Below are 20,899 nucleotides of genomic sequence, written 5' to 3' on the forward strand. Positions count from 1 at the left end.
TTCACTATGCCACTACAGTCTACATCATCAGACAGGCAAAGGTTGTTAGCGGGGTAGTGGATTTCTGCATTGATGACGATGTCTTGCTGCTTCGACTTTTCTTCTTCATTAAAGCCGATGAAGGTTCTAAGTCTGAGATTTGTAATGGTGATAATGGCGTTGTGGTTCATAACAGTGTCCAGTCCTTAGAAAGTGAAGTCAGTTACGTGCTTGTTTTAAGAAAAGATCAGTAAAGTTCAAGCGATTAAGAATTTGTGTCGTTGCTGTTGCCGCCGTACAGAGGTCAAGTGAAACTAAGCTCAAAAGGGATGGGTTCGGTTTTTTGACTCGCTTGGTCGAAGTTGTTCCAGAGCTGCTGGAAGGTTATGTCTAGCGTGGGGTGACGTTCCTGCGCCGCAATATCAACTAACGGCCTGAGCACAAAAGCGTACTCGGTGATTTCGCCTCTAGGCAGCTCGACTCCATCTATAATGCCGACTTGTTTATCATAAAGAAGGATGTCGATATCCATCGTGCGTGAAGCATAGGCTTTGGTCTGACGCTTGCGATCGTTTTCTGATTCTATTTGATGCAGAACCTGAACCAACTCGGCGACAGGGAGGTCACATTCGAACCCAACGACTAGGTTAAGAAAATTGTCCCCTTCAAAACCGACAGGCTCGCAATCGTAGAATTTAGAAATTTTTAGCGGTGCAAAGCGGTCATGCAATGCTTTGAGAGATTCTGTGACGTGATGTTCTCGGTTAATGTTGCTGCCGATACTGACATAGACGTTGGCCATAGTTTTCCTTCCTTTTAAGGAGCCTATACGTCTAACTCGCAATGAAGATCAGCTATGTTTCCTTCTTAGAGGCACGAAGATAAAAGAAAATACGGTTCTGCCGCAAATTTTGCCTGTTTTGAGTCAGAACAAAGGGAACTTGTGAGCTAGAAAGTGCCACGAGTAAAAACTCAGCCTATGAAGGTTCTGGGCATAAATGAACTACAGCTTCCCCCTAAATTAGCATTTACCAGAAAGCTAAAGGTAAATGAAAAAGCCCAAACAAAGGATTGGGCTCAATTCAATAATCATGAAACCATTGTCATGGTGGTTATATTCCGATTAATTTCCCCAGATTTGGCTTACAAATTCTGGATGGTCAATAAACGGATTACGATTCCCTTGGAAATCATGTACCGCCTTATTTCGGTCGATTTCTTTTTGGCTCACTGGATCTTCAGAATGCCAACGCTTTAGCATAGTAAGTAGCCAAGGTTCAAAAACGGTTGTATTGGTCCCATCCAGAACAGCATCAGAGCTTGTAGAGTTCCCTTCCCAATTAGCGATTTCATTTTCATAGCGTGTTGCCATGTAGAAATATGCTCTTGCGAAATCACCTTTAAACTCATCAATTGGCTCAAAAACCGTACCGACATAACCAAGAGAGTTCGTTGCACTGCCTAACTTAGAACCATTGCTTGATGTGTATGCCGCACTACTTACCTCACCAAATGGCCAATTACTACGTTTCGAGTTAACGTAGCCGTCAGTGGCAAATAAATGGTGACCGTCAGAGTTCATTGGCTCGACTTTCCCACCAAACCAGCTTTTCGGGAATGAGTGCTCACGGTTGTAGCAATCACCTTCTTTGCTGTATTGACCACATTGATCGACCACCTTAGTAAATTGGATTGAATCTGAGCCTGAAGGTTTCTCCGAATACATATCGAGAATCGACCCATCAGTGTCATAGTATGCGTCTAAGTCAGCCTCAGACACTAATGTCCAAATAGCGGTGTAACCCTGACTATTATGATTATCAATAATTTGATATAAGGCCGTTTTTAACGCAAAGCCCACTTTGCCTTCAGCGTCTTTGTAATATTCACCTAAAACTGGTGGTTCAGTCGGTGGTGTAGTTGAGCCACCAATCGTAAACTCTGTACTCTGACTTGCTTGGAAATCACCACCAGATGCCACAATGATTCCGTTTACCGACAAACTGTATGAACCATTCCCCACACTGCAGCACATTCCATCTCCATAAGAGTCTGAGACTTCTAGGGTGTAGCTACCATCCGCTAAACACACTTCCACTTCATTGATGGTGTTACTTTTATAGTCCGAACCAGAATAAAGAGTTTGAGAAACTGAGTTTTTAAGAGACCAACTGGTTTCAGAACCATAGTTATCCGTCACGAGCGTGAGTGCGGCACTTGTGTCATTGCAGCTTTGTGTTGGTGGAGCCTCCGTAGGCTGAAAGTTATCTAAATACACCACTTCCGAACCATCAAAACCGGCATCATCATAAAATCGTACGCCCACAACAATGTCTTTGGTGCTCGTAGCACTGTACGAGTGAGTCAATGCCTGCCACTGATTCGTTAAACCATTATTGGAGTAACCCAAATAGCCATCAACAAAAAGGCGAGCTTTCACGTTGCCTTCCGTGTGGTAAACATCGACAGAGAAATCATAAGTTTTCCCTTGTTCAACACTTATTGTTTGCAGAAAATCAGTATTACTTTGAGTGCCTGTATTCACGGTTACTTGCGCAGAGAAACTGCCGTTATTGACAGGGTCGGTAGAGGGTGATACCGCAATGCCGGAATCAATTACACTCCATCCAGATGGTACGTTTCCTTCCCAGTTTTCGAAACTTCCATTTTGGATTTGTGCATGCGCACTCGCTGAACAAAGTAATGCAACGCCACTTAGTGTTATTATTCTATTTATCATATAACCTTCTGTTTAATCGGATAAAAATCAACTAAGCTTAGAAAGTAATCAAAAGATGAATGGAGATAAACATCACATTTATAAATGTAAGCAGTATTACTTTTATTAATATGTGTGATGTAAAGCAGTGTGGTATCAACCTACCTAATGCTTTTGCGCGCTAGATTATTGAAAAAATTTCATCTTGGCTTTCAGGGGAAAGCCAAGATGAACCCAAAATAAGCACTTATCCACAAGCCCTGCCTACAGTAAATGTAACCTCTACTATAGCCTGAAGAAATACCCAAGTTATCACTCTCGAGTTTGTTAGGTGTTTTAAAGGGCCGAACATCAATTAGACTTTTCAATAAATTTCCACATATACGTAAGAAACTATGGGGAAATCACTTTTGGGCTAGAGGGTATTTTGTCGATACGTCGGTGTGAATGGAGAAGTCATTCGACGATATGTACGACACCAAGATAAATAGGACATAGTGTATGAACAACAACTGCAGTTATTTAAGAGCTGATAGCGTGGATGCCCACTTCTAAGGGGTTATAAAGCAAAACCGCCTTCTATGAAGGCGGATATTTTATATGATAATTATTGGACGCCTTACAAACAGCTAAACCTAAAACTATCTTTTAAATCAAGGGGCAAGATTAGGGTACTAAATTGGTTGTCCCTAGATTCTTGGCATATTGCTGCTCTCTCACTAGAGCTGTTGACATACCTATCTAAGTATTCAGCTGTTAAAACAGGCTTGCCGTGATTAATAAAAGGCAGCAGTGCATCACATTCGTTGTACTCAAAACATTGTTCGTTAACAGCAAAGTCAAAGTACTCGACCAGTTCACTTAGAGAGTTAGCGACTTTGAAATGTAGATAAAAGGTAGTGCTATTTATATTGCATAAATAATACAGAGCAAACGACGGCTAGCTTGCTCTATCTACCTTTTTAATTTTTTTGAGGTAACGAGAAAGGGCTTCTACTAAGTCAGACTTAATTAGTGGTTTAGTTAGCACTTCATTTGCGCCTGCCTCAATGAAAGCTTGGGTAGATGTTTGCATGATATCGGCAGTCCAGCCAAAAATAACAAGATCAACATGGCCAGCTTGTCGTATTTTGCGAACTGTTTCTAAACCATTCATTTTCGGCATGTGGTTATCAATAATCGCTAAGTTAAAATGCCCCGTTTCTAGGTGCGTTAACGTGTCATACCCGTTATCACAGGTAACACACTCAACGTTTAATTTATCTAGAAAACCGTTGGCGATGATACGGTTCATTTTATTGTCATCCGTCACTAAGACTCTAAAAGGAGTTAGGTCTACTTCCTGTTTTGTTGGACTTTTCTGATGTTCAACCGCAACCGCGGGTAGGTTTATAACAAAACTGAAGCGGCTTCCTATACCAAGCTCACTTTTCACATTGAGCTGGCCTTTCATTAAAGTGACGAGCTTGTGAGAAATCGCTAGGCCAAGCCCGGTGCCACCATAATTTCTTGTTGTCGATACATCCGCTTGCTCAAATTCATTGAAAATTGAATTCAGCCTCTCACTAGGGATCCCGATGCCGCTATCTTCTACTGCAAACTCAATCAAAGAATTACCCAAAGGTTTGATTGTGACGTTGATTGACCCATATTTAGTAAACTTGAGTGCATTTCCAACTAAGTTGAGAATGACCTGTCGAATTCGAACGGAATCGCCTTTGTACGAGCAGGAGGCATCACAATCATTCAGCAAAGAAAACTCAATCCCTTTCTCTGAACACAAGGTCTGGTAAGTGTTTAATACGGGGTTAGTGATGTCGTACATTTTGAATGAGTGTGGATCAATTTCTAAACTGTCATTTTCTATTTTGGCTAAGTCTAAAATATCATTAAGTATGGCAATTAAGTGCTCGCCTGAGTCAAGTGCTAACTGAAGAACCTCCCTTTGCTCAGCTTTTTCCAAATCCTCAACAAGCATCTGTAGAATACCAAGTAAGCCATTCATCGGAGTTCTAATTTCATGGCTCATTGTCGCCAAAAATAGTGATTTTGCATCATTCGCTTGGCGCGCATTATTTGCCTGTTCCTCTAATTCCTTCTCAAGCTTCTTAAATTCTGTGATATCACGTTCAATTGCGATAAAACGTTCAACTTCACCTTCAATGTTACGCAAAGGTACGATATCAATATCAATCCAATAGGGCGTTTTGTCGATCGCGTAATTCAATATTTCCGCTTTAACTTGATTCCCCTGTCGAATCGCAGAGCCTATTCGGCTTGCCGTGCTAACAGAAGTTCCTTCACCTTGTAGAAATGAGCCTGGTCTTAACCCTTTGATTGAGTCTAAGCGATAACCTGTCATTCTTTCAAAAGCACGGTTTACCCATTCTATACGCCCTTTATTATCTGTAATAACAACGCCGTCTCTGGCTGTCTTGACAACGGTGGCAAGAAGGTGACTTTCACGCTCTTGCTCTGCTAACCGTTCGTTGGATTCTTCTAGTTGCTTTTTGGAGCCTGCCAGTTCTTTGTGGGGATTAACGAACAGTTTTTGTCCGATAAAAAACACTAAAATAGAGCTGAGTGCCAAGACGATCAAAAGCCCATTTAACAGCTCCTTTTGTAAGCTTAAGAGCTGATCGTTAACGAATGAGCTGCTTACCCCTTGGGTTAATACCAAATCTCCTCTAGTTAAAGCCGTTTGAGTCAAAATCCAGTCTTCTTCAGTGTATTTATTCTTAAATGGTGTGTGTGAATCGTGGCTATGTGAGTGCGTATGCGTGTCATCAGTTTCGATGAGGGAAGCGATCGGCGAGCTGACTTGACTAAGCTCGTACCAACGTTCTCGATTCGTGACAAACGAACCAAAGAATTCATCGTAATCGACTGCAGTTTCGCCATATAGTACTCCCACGAAATCACTGCCTTGGAGTAAAGGCATAAATAGTTTGATACAAATATGATTGGTGTCATCGTGCAAAAGGTACAGAATACGATCATCGACTTCTTGATTAGCGATGGCATCAAAGATGGCTTGCTCTTGCTTTGATGCCGGGTGGCGAAAAGTGTCTTCAAACAACAATTGGCCGGTGCGATCTCGCACAGCAAATTGCATCGATTGATTCTGTCCTTTGAATCGCTCTAGATTAAATGATAGGCGCTCTATATTTGAGCCCGATGCTGCGTCGATGACTTCTTGGTATTGCGAAGCTAAAATAATACGGTCTTCAGCAACCTCGAGGTACTTCTCCATAAAAATTTTAGCAGACTCTAGCTCAAAGCTACTGTTACCGCTTTGCAGTTGCTTAACGGTCGATTGGCTGTGACTAGAGAGGACATAAAGTGAAATGCCACCGTACGTCAATGAGGTGAGCAAGAGAAAGAATACAAGCAGTACTCTGGGGCTAATTGAAGAAAGCTTGGTCATGCTTAAATGAATTCCATGTTGTTTTCTAGCTTATATAAAAAATATAGAATAGATATCTTCTTTATGAGCGGCTTTATTATTCTTTCAGATACATTAGGCGATGATTTTTTCTACTCTGTTCGTCATTGACTAACCGAGGTATTGCCCAACGTCTTCATCACAATCTAGATTCGCGATGCCAATGTTGCGGTTATCTAGATACTGCCATCTCTTTTATCTTTAACATTCACGATGTTGAAAAACTCTCTTAAATATCTATGTTTAATATAAGAACGTCATTAAAAGAGTATGTGAGATATGGATGCCACTCCCATTAAAGTTCTATTTGTGTGCGTGAAGAAAGGTGTAAGAGCTGCTATCGCTAAAGCGGTTGTCGAGCAGCAATCTAATGGAATCATACAAGCTAGCTGCTGTGGTTTTGAGCCAGGTGAAACCCCTAAAGTTATCTTAGACGAATTGTCTAACATGCTTGACGTTGCAATAATTGGCGAGAGTAAAACAGTATTTGAATATAAAAAGACCAATGAAAAATTCGACTACGTGATTACGCTTTGTGACCAAGCAAGTAGTGAGCAGTGTCACTTGTTTGTTGAATGCGTAAACGTGGTTTGTTCACACATACCAAATAGGCTTCACTGGGCAATCCCCAATCTCGGAGCCGCCATAGAATTGTCTGGTCATGACAGAACCGTGTTTGTCAAAGAGGTTGTAGACCAAATAACTCTTGAAGTAGCGCAGCTATTAGAAAGTACTCAAGCACAAGGTCAAAAGCCATTTTTGCTGACTTAAAAGCGACTTTACTTACCTGACTGGCAGTTTCGTTTTTGTCTTTACCTGCCCAAATGCGAAGCTGGATTCAATAGACGCAATATTGGGTAGGCGAGTTAGTTGTTTACGTATGAACTGCTCGTAGCTTTTGAGCGATTCACTTACCACATGCAATAGGTAGTCGTGATTGCCTGTCATCAAAAAGCACTCTAGTACTTCATCAATCACTTCGATGTGCAGCTCAAAATCTCGCATGTTCTCTTCAGTCGGCTTTTCAAGTTTCACCAATACAAACACGTTCACAGGTAAGCCGCATGCTTCTTGGTCAACGCTAGCGTGATAGCCGCGAATGATCCCTTGTTTCTCCAGTGCTCGAACTCGGCGTAAGCAAGGAGAGGGTGATAATGCCACTCGATCGGCCAACTCTTGATTGGTGAGCCGAGCGTTGCTTTGCAGTTCAGCCAGTATTTTCTTGTCGATCTCGTCCATTGGCATATTCCATCAATATTGAAGTTTGTTTGGCAATATTATTGCTCAAAGTTTATGTCTTACTTCGCAAATAGCAATTTTTAACATCTGCCCAAAACTACAATTAAAGAAGGAACAACAAGCATGGAATGACTTAGGAATTATGAATACTTCAACTCAACTTAGCCCACTGCGTAAAACAACCAAACACGAACAAGCAGAAGCCCTTGCCATTGAGCAAGCGAAGCACTTTGGTATCGACCCAAACAGTGATTACGGCGTCACGCTGATTGAACTGGCGACGACCCTGTACAAAGCCAATACCAAGACTCACGATCTTTGGGCATTGACGGTTGACGGCCTATCAGAACTCGACAAGAGTGACCGAATCGCTTGGTTTAACGCTAAACGCTTCTTGTCATTCCAGATCGCGAAGATCCTCGATAACCTGCAAAACCCGATGCGAACCACTTACCAATCTATTGCCACCAATAATGGGAATTTTGCGTCTAAAGGCGCGTATCCTATCTTCGATAATGTCGCCGCTATTTTCTCTGCCAGCCCGGTTATTACGCGCACTGCGACCTATTTGTTTGCTTGTACAGAATGGATAGAAGATGCGTTCAACGGTAAAGAGCCGCTACACGATATTTACTCTCGGCTGCTGAACCCAACATCGATTTCACTGGCTAACCACATGGTTGACATTGAGGCTGGTTCTAGAGCCAACGAGTACCTCGCATGGAACTTTAATTCTGGGATGGCAGCCATTGATGGGTTGTTGAGTCACTTACTTGGGCATGAAGACATTGTGTTGGCCTCACGTAATATCTACGGCGGTTCTTATCAGCTGTTAGAAGATTGGTTTGGCAAGCCGTCCAACCTGAATGTGGCAGTAGAGTGGGTCGATGGTTACTCGGGAGATGAGTTTGCGTCTCGCCTTGATGAGGTTGCTGATAAATACGCGGATCGTCTCGCTGCGGGTAAGAAGATCTACGTTTATCTTGAGTCACCGTGTAACCCACATGGCTACGTGTTAGATGTTGCTAGTATCAGTAAAGCTGGTCACGTTCGTGGTTGGGATGTGATTGTCGACTCGACGGTAGGCACGCCGTTGCTTCACCCAGTGCTTAAACGTGATGATGTGATGGAAAGGCCAGATTATGTGATTCATTCCTACACCAAAGAACTGGCAGGTTCGGGTACCACAACCGCTGGGGTCGTGATTGGACGAAACGAGACCATGTTTGTTCCAAAAGGGGAGGAGGTGACTTTCACCAAAACCAACGGCGATGAGGCGATCATTCCTTGGAACGAAACCCTGTTTTGGAATGTGTATTACATTAAAGGGGCATTCTTAGATGCAGATAAAGCGTTTGAAGTGCTTAATGGCATGAAAACTTATGAGATGCGAGTGGTGCAGAAAACCATTAACACACTGACGCTCGCGAAGATCTTTGATGCTCACCCAGACATCAACGTGTCGTGTCCTGCTTTGCCTGACAGCGATAACTATGAACATTGCCAGAACAATATGTACTTGGGGCTGCCAGCCGCGCTGTTTACTATCGATATGGAAGGGAACGGCAATCGCGCGCCAATCAATCGAGATGGATTTAAACAGTTCTTCGACATGCTTGAACCCGCTATCGGTATGCAAGTAAGCCTTGGGCAAACCAATACGGTGGCGCTGTGTCCGGCACTGACCACGCACTCTGAACTCAGCGACGACGCGCTCAATGAAGCCGGCATTAAACCGACCACAATGCGTATCTCAATCGGCTTGGAAGATCCTCGAATGTTTATTGCTCATATTATCGAGGCAGCCAAATTGTCGATTGATCGTAAGCATGTTGATTTCTCATCGAGCTTCCCAAGTAATGAGCGTATCGACGAAATCTATGTGCAAACCTACATGGAGGTACACCAAAGGTTTGTGGCTAGCTTGCCGAAGTTCAGTCAACTTACTCAGTAAATAAAAAAACACCCTGCTGACTTAATAATCGGCAGGGTGCTTATCTCTAACCAATTTCTTAGTCTTTGGTTTGATGATCTGTCTTCTTGGCAAACTTTTGCATCGCCTCGGCGAAAGTCGTTGTTCCGCCTTTCGCTTTAACTTGCACTACCTTGTGTCCTAGCTTTTCCAGCGCTTGTCGCTCGGCTAAAACCGCTTCATCATCTGGCTGGCTGCCCTGTACAGGCTGATGAATGTAGCAGCCCTCTAGTTGACCATCTTCGACCAGTTGGTGGTGCTTCAGTGCATTGATATCAAAATTCATAGTCAGTCTTTTCGTTTAAATGGAGAGTACCTGCGGCAGAGGCCGCGAGTCTTTATTCTGTGAATACAGAAAACCACGGGTTTACCCGTGGATGAATGCCAATTCCAAAATTACAGCGTAAGCTGTTTGTAATTTTGGTCAACGCTTTAGCGTTGTCACGGTAAGTACCCCGGGCATGCCCGGGGGAATCTTCAATTTTATTGTTTGTACCATACGGCATTTTAACCATAAGAAGCTAGTGTAATTACCGCAATCAAATCGCGTGTTGTTGTGAAAGGAGGCTATCAATAGCCATCCCTAAGTGACTAAAATCGGCTTTTTGACGTAAATTCGATAGTATCCAACCGCACTACTTACGATGAATAGTACGTCTATCAAGACAGCGACTGGCGAACCGACCAAAACATCATGTACACACCAAACTCCGGTACCAATAACCATCAACCAACGCATTAATTTATCGTTGTTACTGAATGATGCTTTGGTGTGCAACAAAGACGCTGTGCAGCTAAGAAAGCTTGTTAATCCATTGAATGTTAGCAGTGTTCCCAGGAGCGTTACAAAATAGAACAACCACTTGATTCTATGGCTTACGATGAAAATTCCCGCAAAATAACGGCATGCTCCTACGAGCAACAAGCATGCGGCCGTCCATTCTTTAAGTAGCGCAAAATGAGCGGCAATGAGCAGGGCTGATATAGATAAAGCAGATAAAAGTAGCGTTCGATTTTTGAACTGGAACGATGCAATGTCGAACAATGCAGCTAGGCCTACCAATATTTGGGAGGCAACAAAAAGGGACATACACCCTCCAATAATAACCAAGTAATATAGAAAACTTCGAGTCGCTCATTCCAACAGGGGATGAACGTTATAGCGTGGGTTATTTATTGCAGGGGAGGTAAATTGCGACTGCGTTACTTTGGCTTTGTGAAGGGTGGCAAGCAAAGAAAATTTGAACGTTGGATATAGTCATCTTTACTCCTTAAGCCGGTCACGTTGGATGTTTGCGATGATTCTATAGGAAACCTAAAAAGAATAAAGGAGGTATCACGCTTTGTTACTATTTAAAGCTATAAGAAATCGTTCACTATTTTAAGCAAAGCAAAGCAAAGCAAAGAGAGAAGAGAAGGTTGGAATTGTTCGACGCCACTTTGAGGAAAGCGGCTAAGTCGGTGGATTATTAACTAAAGTTAGTAACTGATAATCACTTGCTCTGTCGGCAAGTTTTTCCGGTACTCAATCAGCTGGGCAATGATATTGCTAGCGACCATGACAATCATAATGACGACTTGGACTCAGCTAAAGGACTCACCCATTAAGGTAGCATCAAGAATCATCGCCAGAATTGGATTTAATGTACCAAAAAAGCTTAACTCATTGGTTGAGATCATCGGGATTGTGTAAATGTTTGATTTAATTGATCCAGAATCCTCAAAATGACGAAGACTGCCTTTAAACGGTATTGCTTTAGCTTTCAAGATTTCGTCTCACTAAATCGTGCATTTGCTTTATTGTCATCAGTGCCAACCAGATGATTTCTTCGACTGAGCGTTGACCTGTTGTAGAAGTGGGGTGCTCGGCATCGGTTTGATTGGTTAGCGCTGGCAGTTCATGGACGCGATTATCTCGAATGGTATTTATTAACGCGTCCATCGCATCATGAATTAAGCGTTCGACTTGTTGTGTGCCTTGGTATTGCGTGCCTTTTCGAACCAATGGAATCAGCAAGCAGAGGTAATGGCTTAATAATCGATAGTGACTCAGCATATCTTCATAATAGTGAGGATCGGCGCGAGTATGTTTTGGCTCTTGCTGCATTTCGTTGTAAATCAGCTCAAGGTCGCTTTCTGCGGTTAGCATGGCAGCACGTTGCTTGGTTAGTGCAATATGGTCATGTCGTTCAGTGTCAATTTGTAGTTGTTCATAGCAATATACAAATAAGTTTTTTGAACTATCAAGTGCTTTTAACGCTTGATTGTGGATCTCTTTGCCTCGCCATTGTGGCCATAACAAGCTATATCCGAGTAAGACAATTGCGCCACCTACTATGTTGTCGATTAAACGTGGCGCTGCAAAGTCGAGTCCTTGGTGGGCCATGGTTTGATACACCAAAATCAATAGCGCTGTAATACAGCCAATGGCTAACGAGTAATGGCGCATAATATTGAGCATAGCGACGGGCAAGAGGATGACAATTAGCGTATACATCGCGGTCGCCGGTACGCCAATGTGAATCACAGAAGTCGCGAACAGCACGCCAAGCGCAGTACCTAAACAGCGTTGCCAAGTTTTACTGCGTGTTGCCAAGAAGCTTGGTTGAATCACCATCAACATCGAAATCAATACCCAGTCAGGGCGAATCAATTCAAAGTATTCCGCAATCCCAGCGCCAAGTGCGAACATCAAACCGACACGGGTAACATGGCGCCAAATCGGATTTCCTCGGCTTGGTAGGCGAAAAGACAACTCGAACGGCTGCACTTCAAAAGAACGTTCATAAGCGGGCTCATTAAGCTCAATACGACGAGAGATGTGCTTCACGGCGTATGCCCAATAACGAAACCGGGGTTGGTCTTCGAGCTTGACCGCTTCAATCAAGTCATTGGCTTCTTGCTCTAATGAGCTTAAGTGCCTCATCTCTTCATGTGTGTTGTGCAAAAGCTGCTTAGCTTTGTGTCTTAGTCTTTGCTGACAATGTTGGCTCCAAACCAATAACAAGTCTCGTTTTTGCTTACTGGACTGAAACTGGCTTAGTAGATCAGGGTTACTTGTATGACTGGTTAGTATCACTTCAAATGTATCGAGAGCGAGGAACAAAGCTTGTCGGAGCGAACTTGCATCTTCTTGTTTCGATCGAAAAGATTCGGACTGAAGAGCCTGTTGGAACAACTCGATGAGCTGGTATTTGATGCGTCTTTTCGGTGCGTCATTTTCGCTACCTAGCAGGAATGCTTGGCGATACTGGATGTAGTCTGCCAACGTTTCGTAAATCGCGGATAGACACACACGCAACGCATAGTGTTTCCACAGGGCAAACCAAAGCCAGCTAAACAGTGCAAAAGTAAGAGGTCCGAGTACCAACATAGGGTACAAACTTAGCGCTGTGTTGGAATTGTGAAGTGAGAGGGTGACAACCGCAACCAGAAGGCTCGACATACCTAGCCGCGCCCAGAATGGACCATTGACTGCGGCACTGGCAAGCAAAGCGCCCAATGCGCCATAGGTTACCCATAAAGGCAGCTCGCTGATCAGTAGAGCGTAACTGACGGCTTGAGTGATTCCCCAAGCGGTTGCGGTAATCGCAAAACGTGTCCATCGCCTTGGGCCAGCCGCATCAAGACCACTAATTAAAGCCGCAGGCATAGTCATTAACGCGGTCATTGCGAGAGCGGGTTGATTAGACAGCACCCCTAAACCAAGAAACAACACAATGGCAGTGGTTGCACGAAGCCCAAGGTTAATGGAAGGGGAGTACCAGACTTTACGCAAAATGGCAGGAGAAAATGTCATAGATCCACTTTATTTATTCGACCTTATTGAGTGTAACGCCAAACCTCTTCAAGTGCTGGCTTCAATCACAGATTGATAAATTGAAGCACAACAAACTTCTAGTGAAGCACAACAAACTAAAAGTTTACCCAAGCTACATCGATAGACAATCGTCAAACAGTTTGGCTTATCGTGTTAGTAGCGCAGACATGGCTCTCTGCTTGTATGAAGATTCCTTTTTTGTTTTGAATATCAAACACTAAAGCATATACAAGAATGAGGGAAAGTATTTGAGAGCTTACTTTTCTAAATTCTGATTAATTATTTGTTCCACCACACCATTCATTGTTTTTGAGTGAATCTCTGGCTTCAAATATAAGGGATGATACTCAACACCAGTTCTATCTATATAGGCTGCTTGTAAGCCAGCAGATAATGCACCATGCGTATCCCAATCGTGAGTAGCGACAAGTCGAAGGTTTTCGACAGGTTCTTTTAAAGTTTCTGCGGCAAATTTATACACATCTGAATTTGGCTTAAAACTGCCAGTGCCTTCGACAGAAATTATTGTATCGAAGTAATCTTCTAAGCCTGAATTCTTGATTTGGGCCGTTATGAGGTCGAAGGATGAGTTGGAAAAAGCGACTGTTTTGAAACCTTTTTTACGCAATTTATGTAGAGATTCTTTAATATCCTTGTGGGGAGCTAGACTTGCAAAAGAAGTTAACAAGGCATTCTTACTTTCGGCCGTTAAATGACAATTGTACCGTTGTGCTATAGCTTCGAGCGCTACACCCGCTAATTCAGCAAAAGTCGATTTTACGTTTGTTGCGATGCAAACTGTTGAAGTGTGTAAAAGCTTTGAGAACCAAAGCGATAGGGCATCCTCGTGTCCAAACACAGCTTTAAATTTGGGTTGTAATGACTCCAAATTTAAAACCGTTTCGTTTATATCAAACAGTATCACTTCACTTTTCATGCAAATAACCTTGAATCAATTGAATGTCATGCTTACATAATCCGCTCTCATCATTCTGTTTTCAACAATGAATCAATATTCCCAGTATCACGGCCTTTAATTGGATGTTTAAAGCGCCATCACTTCTGCGGGAGATCGGCCAGCAAACCATAAGTCACACATTGTTTTCATCTTTACTTCGCTACTGCGAAAGAAGTATTCATAGCCTGCGCAAAGGTAGTTATCGGGGGCGCTATTCGCCCTAGGAATAAAGCGCTGCTTCGGGCAACCGCCATTGCAGAGTTTTATATATGAGCACTGCTTACACTTTTCGCTGAGCTCTTTCTTCTTGATACCAAACTCGTAGTTTTGGGCGCTGAAGTTCATTTCATTAATTGTTTTTGAGTGAATGTTCCCTAGCTTATGCTCAGGATAAACATAGTGGTCGCAATTGTAGATGTCTCCATTTGCTTCCATTGCAAATGCACTGCCACACCGTGGGGCCATTGTGCACATATTGCCTTGTTCTCCCGCCCAACCTGCGAGAGTGTTATCAAAATAAGGCACGAATATCTGACCAACATCATGCTTCACCCAATAGTCAAAGATGGTCGCGAGGAATTGTCCAAACTTTAGAGACGGTACGCTCCATTCCGTCAACTTAGCTGAGCTATCATGCTCCGGGTCAACTAAATATAAACCCTCTAACGTTGGCTTTGCTGCCGTTCTTTCGACTAAAGGAATATATTGATGTACTTCGCTACCTAAAGCTTTTAAATGTTGATATACCTCCAATGCATGGTCAACATTGTGGCTGCCAATGACCGTTAAAGTGTTGAACTGAACACGATGTGCACGCAATAAATCGATGGCTTGCGCTACCTTGCGATAAGAACCTTTACCAGAGCGACTCGTGCGGTATTTGTTGTGAAGATGCTCAGGTCCATCAATTGAAATACCAATCAAAAAGTGGTTTGCTTTGAAAAATTCACACCATTCATTGTTGAGTAATAGGCCATTGGTTTGCAGCGTATTTTCTATGGACTTTCCTTTCGCATATTTGTTTTGCAATTGGACGGCTTTCTTATAGAACTCAACCCCCATCATCAAAGGTTCGCCTCCTTGCCAAGCAAAAGTCACATGGTCAGTATGCTGAGCCAATATGTGTTGCTTGATATAAATTTCTAGCGTTTCATCCGACATTTTCCAGTTAGTATTACGCTCGGGGTATAGCTTTTCTTTCTCAAGGTAAAAGCAATAGTCACAATCTAGGTTACATACAGAACCCGTTGGTTTACTCATAATATGAACAGACTTAGACACTTCCATATTTATTCCTCAGATTGTGCAGGTAGGGTTTTATGTCCTACCTGCCTAACGTTAATGACAGTCGTGTAAATGGTGATTACTTTTCAGCTTTTCTAAAACCGTCTGGTATATGTTGAGTGAAATCAACGCCCTTGCAGTCAGGTTCGTACCCCATAGGAGCAGGAAAAGGAATGGTGTCACAACTTACCGCAAGGTTTCGCTGAATCGCGACGTTTCGTTTCACTATCGTAGGGAAAATTCGGACACCATCGCCTCGCATGTCATACATTTCTTGAGGGTCGCTAGACAGATCGTATACGGCTGGAATCTGACGTTTAACGGGTGCTTCAGGCATAATATCTTGATCGTAGAAATGCAATTTCCAATCATTCCATTTGTACGCCTGAACTATTTGTCCATTGCTGATATAAAAACCATCACGATTAGATTGTTCCGTGTCGCCTTTCAGATGAGCCCACTGGTTAATACCATCGATATGACGATCTGATGGCATTTCATAGCCGACAAGCTCGCCGATGGATGGCATTACATCAACAACGTGCACAATTTCATTACTGACGTTTTTTTCTTTCACTGTGCCTGGCATAGAAGCGATAAATGGCACACGTATTGAACCTTCAAGCGCTGTAAAATAATTGCCTCTCCATGGTGCCGCGATACCATGATGAGGGTAGTGCCACTCTGGGCCGTTGTCTGACATAAAGATAATCAATGTGTCTTTTCTGGCATCGGCTTTATCAATGGTGTCGATAATTTGCCCTGCGCGAAAATCAATCTCATGCAAAACATCGGCATAATCTCCTTTGCCTGTCACACCTGCAAAATCTGGGTGAGGAATTGTAGGCAGATGTGGCTGAGTAAAGGAGACAAAAGTAAAGAAAGGACTGCCTTTTTCTAATTGTTGACTGATGTGTGTCATCGCTCGTTGAGTGACTTGTTCATCAATAGTACGACGAGTATCTAAATTAAAGTCCATGACATCTTTTGTCTTTCCATCGACGGTGTCTTGGATCTTTGGCACGTACCCATCTTCGTTTTCAAAGTGGAGTTGTGACGAATAGAGTGATTCGTCGGAAGTATTAAGCACCCCAAAGAAATCATCGAACCCTTGCTCTAAAGGTGTACGACCTTCAGTGTCCCCAAGGTGCCACTTGCCATACATTGCGGTGTTGTAACCCTGGTCCTTAAACTTATTTGCCATGGTAACCTCCCAGTTCACCATGCCGTAGTCCATGCCCCAAACAACCTCTGTTGTTGCCGTTCTCAATGGACGTCTACCGGTCATGAATGCTGAACGGGTAGGAGTACATTGAGGCTCAACATTAAAGTTTGTCAGCCTGATGCCTTCTTCTGCTAATTTATCTAGGTTTGGTGTCGCGACGCCTCGTGTACTGCCATACGATTGAAGCTCTCCAAAACCCAAGTTGTCGACCATCATAATGACCACATTGGGTTGTTCTGTTGCCGTTGCTGATAGGGAAGGCAGTACACCGGCTAAAACGGTGGCTAACACGCTTTTTCTCATCATATTTTGCTCCAATGACCATTTCTAATTGATTTCTTTTGAAAAGAATAACGGCTGCGCTTAGAATTTGAAGTGATGGATATTTATGAAGGGTATAACTATGAGGAATAGTGAGTTTTCAAAGATTAGAGCGCTTGATCTCAACTTACTAAAAACACTGCTTGTTCTATTGGATCAAAAGCATATTTCTAAAAGTTCAGAGCTGTTGTTTATCACTCAACCTGCTGTTAGTAAGCAATTATCAAAACTTCGAGAGATGTTTGATGATCCTCTTTTGGTGAGAGTTGGGAACCAATTGGTGCTCACGCAAAAAGCGATTCAGTTATATCCCAAAGTCGAGCTGCTATGTAATCAGTTCAAAAATTTAGTCGATTCAGAAGAGCTTGATTTAAGTGAGGTGACACAAAATGTCACTATCATGCTTTCAGATTACGCAAGCCCTCATTGGATGGCTCAAGTCATCAAAAAAGTATCAACGCATGCACCCAATGTAACGGTGACCTGCAAGAGTTGGAGTTATGAGAATATAAAGAAATTGACCTTGGGTGAGATTAACTTTGCGTTAGGATCGTTGCCAGAAGGCCTTTCTGGGTTCGAGACCCATGAAATCGGGGAGGTGTCGAGTTCATTGGTTGCGAGACGTGAACACGCGATTTTTTCTAATGCCGACCAACTGGAACAGTCTCTCTCCAGTTTCCCCATTGTCAAAATTCGAGGCTCGCATCGATATCAGAACATATATGATGAGCTGATCGGTGAGAGTCCGGTACTGCTTGACGAAACGACGCTCTGGTTAGCTTTAGAAACGGTTAAATCAACGGACGCTTATCTGGTTGGGCCTAGCAAGTTTATTGAAAGCATTGACGACAAAAACTGCTACAACAGCATCCCATTGCCAATGTTAAAGCCCATTCCTATTTCTATGTGCTGGTCTATCGGGCTTAGTGATGACCCTTTCTATAACTGGATGAAAGAGATGATGATTGAAATAGGGAACCGCATCGTCAATGAATAGCAAAGACGGCAAAGTGTCCTTGCTATTAAATCATGTTAGTTTGCTTTCGATGCTTCGTGCTGTTCAATCATGAACGCAATTGCCTCATCAGTTAAGCAAGATTTGCTGACATATTGGCGCTGTTTACCGATATGAAGAATAAAGCCGAGATCGGTCTGCTCAAGTTGGTCGATGTCACTCCACGCGATAGTGTTGGTCGCTTTGTGGTTTTTGTAACTCACTCCATTAACATCACCTTGAAAGACGATTTTGCTGCCAGCGCCAGAGCTGATTCTTTGTCGCCACAACCACCATGTTCTCTTGCAGTACACACTGAATGCTTCAATCACACTCAAAACAATAAAGAACCAGCCAACATAACCGCTCGGTAACAGTTCAAACTCAAGTAAAACCCAACCAAAAATAAGAAATAAAAACGCTTTCAAATAAGCTTTTGGAAATTGAGTTGGGACGCTTGTTTGATCATAACACTCTGCGAAAAACGTCTTGTCGAGGGTGTATTCTGTGGTGAAACCGGAATCTTTAGACATGTGCGGCTACTTTAATGTTCTCTGTGAATGGGCTTTCTGTGGTTGGGTATTCCATGCTGCGATCTCGCAACTCGGGCATTGTATCTCTTGTCGATACTTTTCTTTAACGGTTTTATTTCTCTTTTGTAAATTAATACTACCGATAGTCATACGTCTACATTAGCCAAAGTGCTAATTGAAGCGTTCTTAAATAGTGCGTGTAAAGCTAAGAACAGCTAACAGGTTTCAGTATCCGGTGCTTATGCAGCGAAGGGTTACTACTTAAAAATGTATTTGGGTTTAAGAGGGAGCTCGTCTTATTGGGAGTCTTGTTTCTCTGAACTGCGTATCACGTCTAACATGGCTTGGCTCGCTCTCGATACATAATGCTCATTGCTCCAAATTGCCGCTAGTTCCCAGCGTATGTTTTGCTCAACCTGAATGAAACAATAGTCGTTGGGATTGAGCCTGTTGCAGATAGGTTCTGGCATAAAGCTTACCCCTAAACCGCTTTTTACCATCGCGGCCAGAAAATCCCATTGGCTGCTTCTCACTCCTATTTTGGGCGTAAATCCGTGGGCTAAACACATCTTTGTGATGACTTCTGAAAGAATGAATTCAGGGCTGTATAGATAAAACGTTAACGATTGGAGATCCGCAATATCGAGTTTTTCGATAGGTTGCCATTGTTCTGTTTTGGGCAGGACTGCAAATATTGGATAGTTCCCTATGGCCCACGTGTTGAACTTAGGGTTTGGCTCGGACAGCATTGTTATTGCTATGTCGATTTCTCCTTCAAGTACTGCTGCTTCTAATTTGCGGCTACCGCTTTCTACGATAGACACTTCAATATCAGGATACCGTTGAGAAAAACGCTGAATAAGATGAGTGTACAAATGCCCGACCATTGGGGGAATGCCGAGAGTTATTTTACCACTTTTGAGCTGCTGAAGGTCATTGAGGCGAACTTCAAGTTCTTGTTGTTGAAAGAGAATGGATTGCGCGTATTCAAATACGATTTGGCCAGCGTCTGTTAGGGCAATGTCTCGCCCATTACGATAGATGAGTGCTTGTCCATAAGTGTTTTCGAGAGATTTGAGCGCTTTACTTATGGTCGGCTGAGTGACATAAAGCTGCTCAGAAGCCTTTGTGAAGCTATTGCTTCGGATCAAAGTAACAAAGTACTGAAGCTCTTTCATGGTCATAATCGACATTCCTTTTTGGAATACTTTGTGTTTATTTTATTCATTTGAGTGTGGTTGTTCAATGTTTGATAATTTAAACAACAATTAAGTGAATGGCACTCTTCAATGAATCCGCTAAACCTGAAACATATTGGTATGACCACCGTACAAGTGTCAGCTTTGTGCCTTGTATGGCTGTTGTCCGACTGGCTTGTATCGGCTTTGCATATACCATTGCCGTCCAATGTGTTTGGCATGTTCTTTTTATTGTTCTTGTTACTGGCTAAGGTGGTCAAAGTGCAGTGGTTTAAAGCCGGAGCCAATTGGCTAATTGCGGAAATGCTGTTGTTCTTTATTCCGGCCGTGATTGCCATTGTTAATTATCAAACCCTTTTTCAGCAGCAAGGGATGAAGATCGTATTGGTGATTGGTGTGAGCACAATGTTTGTTTTATCTATGACGGCATTGGTGGTTGATATCGTCTATCGCTACGAGATTAAAAAATTGAGAGGTCATCGATAATGCACTCTTTTCTACCTATCTCATGTTTTGTTTTTACGGTCTTAGGTTATTACAGTACTAAATCACTGTATGGTCGGTTCAACAAGGTCTGGTTGATCCCTTTAGTTTCTGTGCCTGTGCTTATTGTCACTGTGCTGTTGCTGCTGAATATTAGCTATCAAGATTACATTCAGGAATCACATTGGTTAGTTTGGATGTTAGGCCCCGCGACTGTCGCTTTTGCGATACCTGTTTATGAGAATAGAAAGCTGCTCAAAAATCACTGGTTGTCCATTTCAATCGGTGTTGTGATGGCGGTAATGACCGCTTTATTCAGTACGATTTTACTGAGCAAAGGGTTGCACTTATCCGAACTTTTACAGAAAAGCTTAGCTGTTCGTTCAATCACGACACCTTTTGCGGTTGTGGCTTCAAAAGCCATTGGTGGCGAACCAGAACTCACCTCAATATTTGTGGTCATGACAGGCATTGTCGGTATTGTTGTTGGTGAAACGATGTTGAATTTATTTAGAATTCGTTCACGACATGGCAAAGGTGCTGGCCTTGGAGCTTCTGCACATGGATCTGGTACTGCGATTGCTTATGGTATTCATTCCAAAGCAGGTACTATTGCTAGCCTGATCATGCTGTTTTCAGGGGTAGTTACTGTGCTTATTGCGCCTTTGATTGGTTTGGTCGTATAGGACGTGTTCGGTATCTATTTGGATACGTTAATGACTTGTTCA

19 protein-coding genes and 1 pseudogene are annotated in these 20,899 nt (G+C 42.8%); 6 read left to right on the top strand and 14 right to left on the bottom strand.

Features of this window, described 5'->3' with window-relative positions:
- From BCT34_RS23455 to BCT34_RS23465, 3 genes are all read right to left on the bottom strand, one after another.
- Positions 1-170 (bottom strand): dihydroneopterin aldolase (locus BCT34_RS23455; RefSeq protein ID WP_174571170.1); only part of this gene is annotated, 170 nt, incomplete at its 3' end.
- 113 nt (positions 171-283) lie between these two features.
- On the bottom strand, positions 284-781 hold the full coding sequence (gene folK / locus BCT34_RS23460; protein WP_076657308.1) for a 2-amino-4-hydroxy-6-hydroxymethyldihydropteridine diphosphokinase: 498 nt from the start codon (positions 779-781) through the stop codon (positions 284-286).
- 321 nt (positions 782-1,102) lie between these two features.
- Entirely contained in the window at positions 1,103-2,719 is a 1,617-nt protein-coding gene (locus tag BCT34_RS23465) for an endonuclease (protein WP_076657307.1), read from the bottom strand.
- Positions 2,720-3,001: 282 nt separating this feature from the next.
- Between BCT34_RS23465 and tnpA the strand changes: the two are divergent.
- A pseudogene (tnpA, locus tag BCT34_RS23470) lies at positions 3,002-3,189 on the top strand (IS200/IS605 family transposase); the annotation flags it as partial.
- 128 nt (positions 3,190-3,317) lie between these two features.
- Here tnpA and BCT34_RS23475 read toward each other — a convergent pair.
- Complete coding sequence (locus BCT34_RS23475; protein ID WP_347230773.1) at positions 3,318-3,626, bottom strand: endo alpha-1,4 polygalactosaminidase; 309 nt, start codon at positions 3,624-3,626, stop codon at positions 3,318-3,320.
- A 12-nt stretch (positions 3,627-3,638) separates the two neighbouring features.
- Positions 3,639-6,125 carry an ATP-binding protein gene (locus BCT34_RS23480; RefSeq protein WP_076657305.1) on the bottom strand — a complete coding sequence of 829 codons (2,487 nt, stop codon included), beginning with the start codon at positions 6,123-6,125 and terminating at the stop codon, positions 3,639-3,641.
- Between the two features lie 297 nt (positions 6,126-6,422).
- On the opposite strand from BCT34_RS23480, the gene BCT34_RS23485 reads away from it, so the two are divergent.
- Positions 6,423-6,914: a hypothetical protein gene (locus BCT34_RS23485; RefSeq protein ID WP_076657303.1), complete on the top strand. Its 492-nt coding sequence runs from the start codon at positions 6,423-6,425 to the stop codon at positions 6,912-6,914.
- A 12-nt stretch (positions 6,915-6,926) separates the two neighbouring features.
- Here the strand turns inward: BCT34_RS23485 and BCT34_RS23490 are convergent, their stop codons facing one another.
- Positions 6,927-7,382, bottom strand: a complete 456-nt coding sequence (locus BCT34_RS23490) for an Lrp/AsnC family transcriptional regulator (RefSeq protein WP_017085519.1) — start codon at positions 7,380-7,382, stop codon at positions 6,927-6,929.
- Positions 7,383-7,524: 142 nt separating this feature from the next.
- Between BCT34_RS23490 and BCT34_RS23495 the strand changes: the two genes are divergently transcribed.
- Positions 7,525-9,336, top strand: coding sequence for a PLP-dependent transferase (locus BCT34_RS23495; protein ID WP_076657302.1), 1,812 nt, complete (start codon positions 7,525-7,527; stop codon positions 9,334-9,336).
- Between the two features lie 58 nt (positions 9,337-9,394).
- On the opposite strand, the gene BCT34_RS23500 is transcribed toward BCT34_RS23495, so the two are convergent.
- The 6 genes from BCT34_RS23500 to BCT34_RS23525 form a co-directional block, all read right to left on the bottom strand.
- Positions 9,395-9,640: a hypothetical protein gene (locus BCT34_RS23500; RefSeq protein ID WP_076657300.1), complete on the bottom strand. Its 246-nt coding sequence runs from the start codon at positions 9,638-9,640 to the stop codon at positions 9,395-9,397.
- Positions 9,641-9,937: 297 nt separating this feature from the next.
- Entirely contained in the window at positions 9,938-10,444 is a 507-nt protein-coding gene (locus tag BCT34_RS23505; RefSeq protein ID WP_076656684.1) for a YgjV family protein, read from the bottom strand.
- A gap of 666 nt (positions 10,445-11,110) precedes the next feature.
- The gene (locus BCT34_RS23510) at positions 11,111-13,153 is read right to left on the bottom strand and encodes an FUSC family protein (protein ID WP_102305875.1); all 2,043 of its coding nucleotides are present in this window, start codon (positions 13,151-13,153) and stop codon (positions 11,111-11,113) included.
- Positions 13,154-13,430: 277 nt separating this feature from the next.
- Positions 13,431-14,111: a haloacid dehalogenase type II gene (locus tag BCT34_RS23515; protein WP_076656691.1), complete on the bottom strand. Its 681-nt coding sequence runs from the start codon at positions 14,109-14,111 to the stop codon at positions 13,431-13,433.
- Positions 14,112-14,219: 108 nt separating this feature from the next.
- Positions 14,220-15,419 (bottom strand): anaerobic sulfatase maturase, encoded by a 1,200-nt coding sequence (locus tag BCT34_RS23520; protein WP_076656694.1) that lies wholly within the window; start codon positions 15,417-15,419, stop codon positions 14,220-14,222.
- A gap of 76 nt (positions 15,420-15,495) precedes the next feature.
- Entirely contained in the window at positions 15,496-16,947 is a 1,452-nt protein-coding gene (locus tag BCT34_RS23525) for a sulfatase-like hydrolase/transferase (RefSeq protein WP_241902745.1), read from the bottom strand.
- 82 nt (positions 16,948-17,029) lie between these two features.
- Between BCT34_RS23525 and BCT34_RS23530 the strand changes: the two genes are divergently transcribed.
- Positions 17,030-17,959 (top strand): LysR family transcriptional regulator, encoded by a 930-nt coding sequence (locus BCT34_RS23530; RefSeq protein WP_076656698.1) that lies wholly within the window; start codon positions 17,030-17,032, stop codon positions 17,957-17,959.
- Between the two features lie 35 nt (positions 17,960-17,994).
- Here BCT34_RS23530 and BCT34_RS23535 read toward each other — a convergent pair whose 3' ends face one another.
- Positions 17,995-18,489 carry a YcxB family protein gene (locus BCT34_RS23535; protein WP_076656700.1) on the bottom strand — a complete coding sequence of 165 codons (495 nt, stop codon included), beginning with the start codon at positions 18,487-18,489 and terminating at the stop codon, positions 17,995-17,997.
- A 296-nt stretch (positions 18,490-18,785) separates the two neighbouring features.
- On the bottom strand, positions 18,786-19,673 hold the full coding sequence (locus BCT34_RS23540; protein ID WP_076656702.1) for a LysR family transcriptional regulator: 888 nt from the start codon (positions 19,671-19,673) through the stop codon (positions 18,786-18,788).
- 105 nt (positions 19,674-19,778) lie between these two features.
- On the opposite strand from BCT34_RS23540, the gene BCT34_RS23545 reads away from it, so the two are divergent.
- Together BCT34_RS23545 and BCT34_RS23550 are read left to right on the top strand one after the other, a co-directional pair.
- Entirely contained in the window at positions 19,779-20,174 is a 396-nt protein-coding gene (locus tag BCT34_RS23545; protein WP_076656705.1) for a CidA/LrgA family protein, read from the top strand.
- Complete coding sequence (locus BCT34_RS23550; protein WP_174571167.1) at positions 20,171-20,857, top strand: LrgB family protein; 687 nt, start codon at positions 20,171-20,173, stop codon at positions 20,855-20,857. Before BCT34_RS23545 ends, BCT34_RS23550 begins: the two co-directional genes overlap by 4 nt.
- Positions 20,858-20,899: the final 42 nt, after the last annotated feature.

The sequence above is a fragment of the Vibrio sp. 10N.261.45.E2 genome, assembly GCF_002875705.1.
Taxonomy (GTDB): domain Bacteria; phylum Pseudomonadota; class Gammaproteobacteria; order Enterobacterales; family Vibrionaceae; genus Vibrio.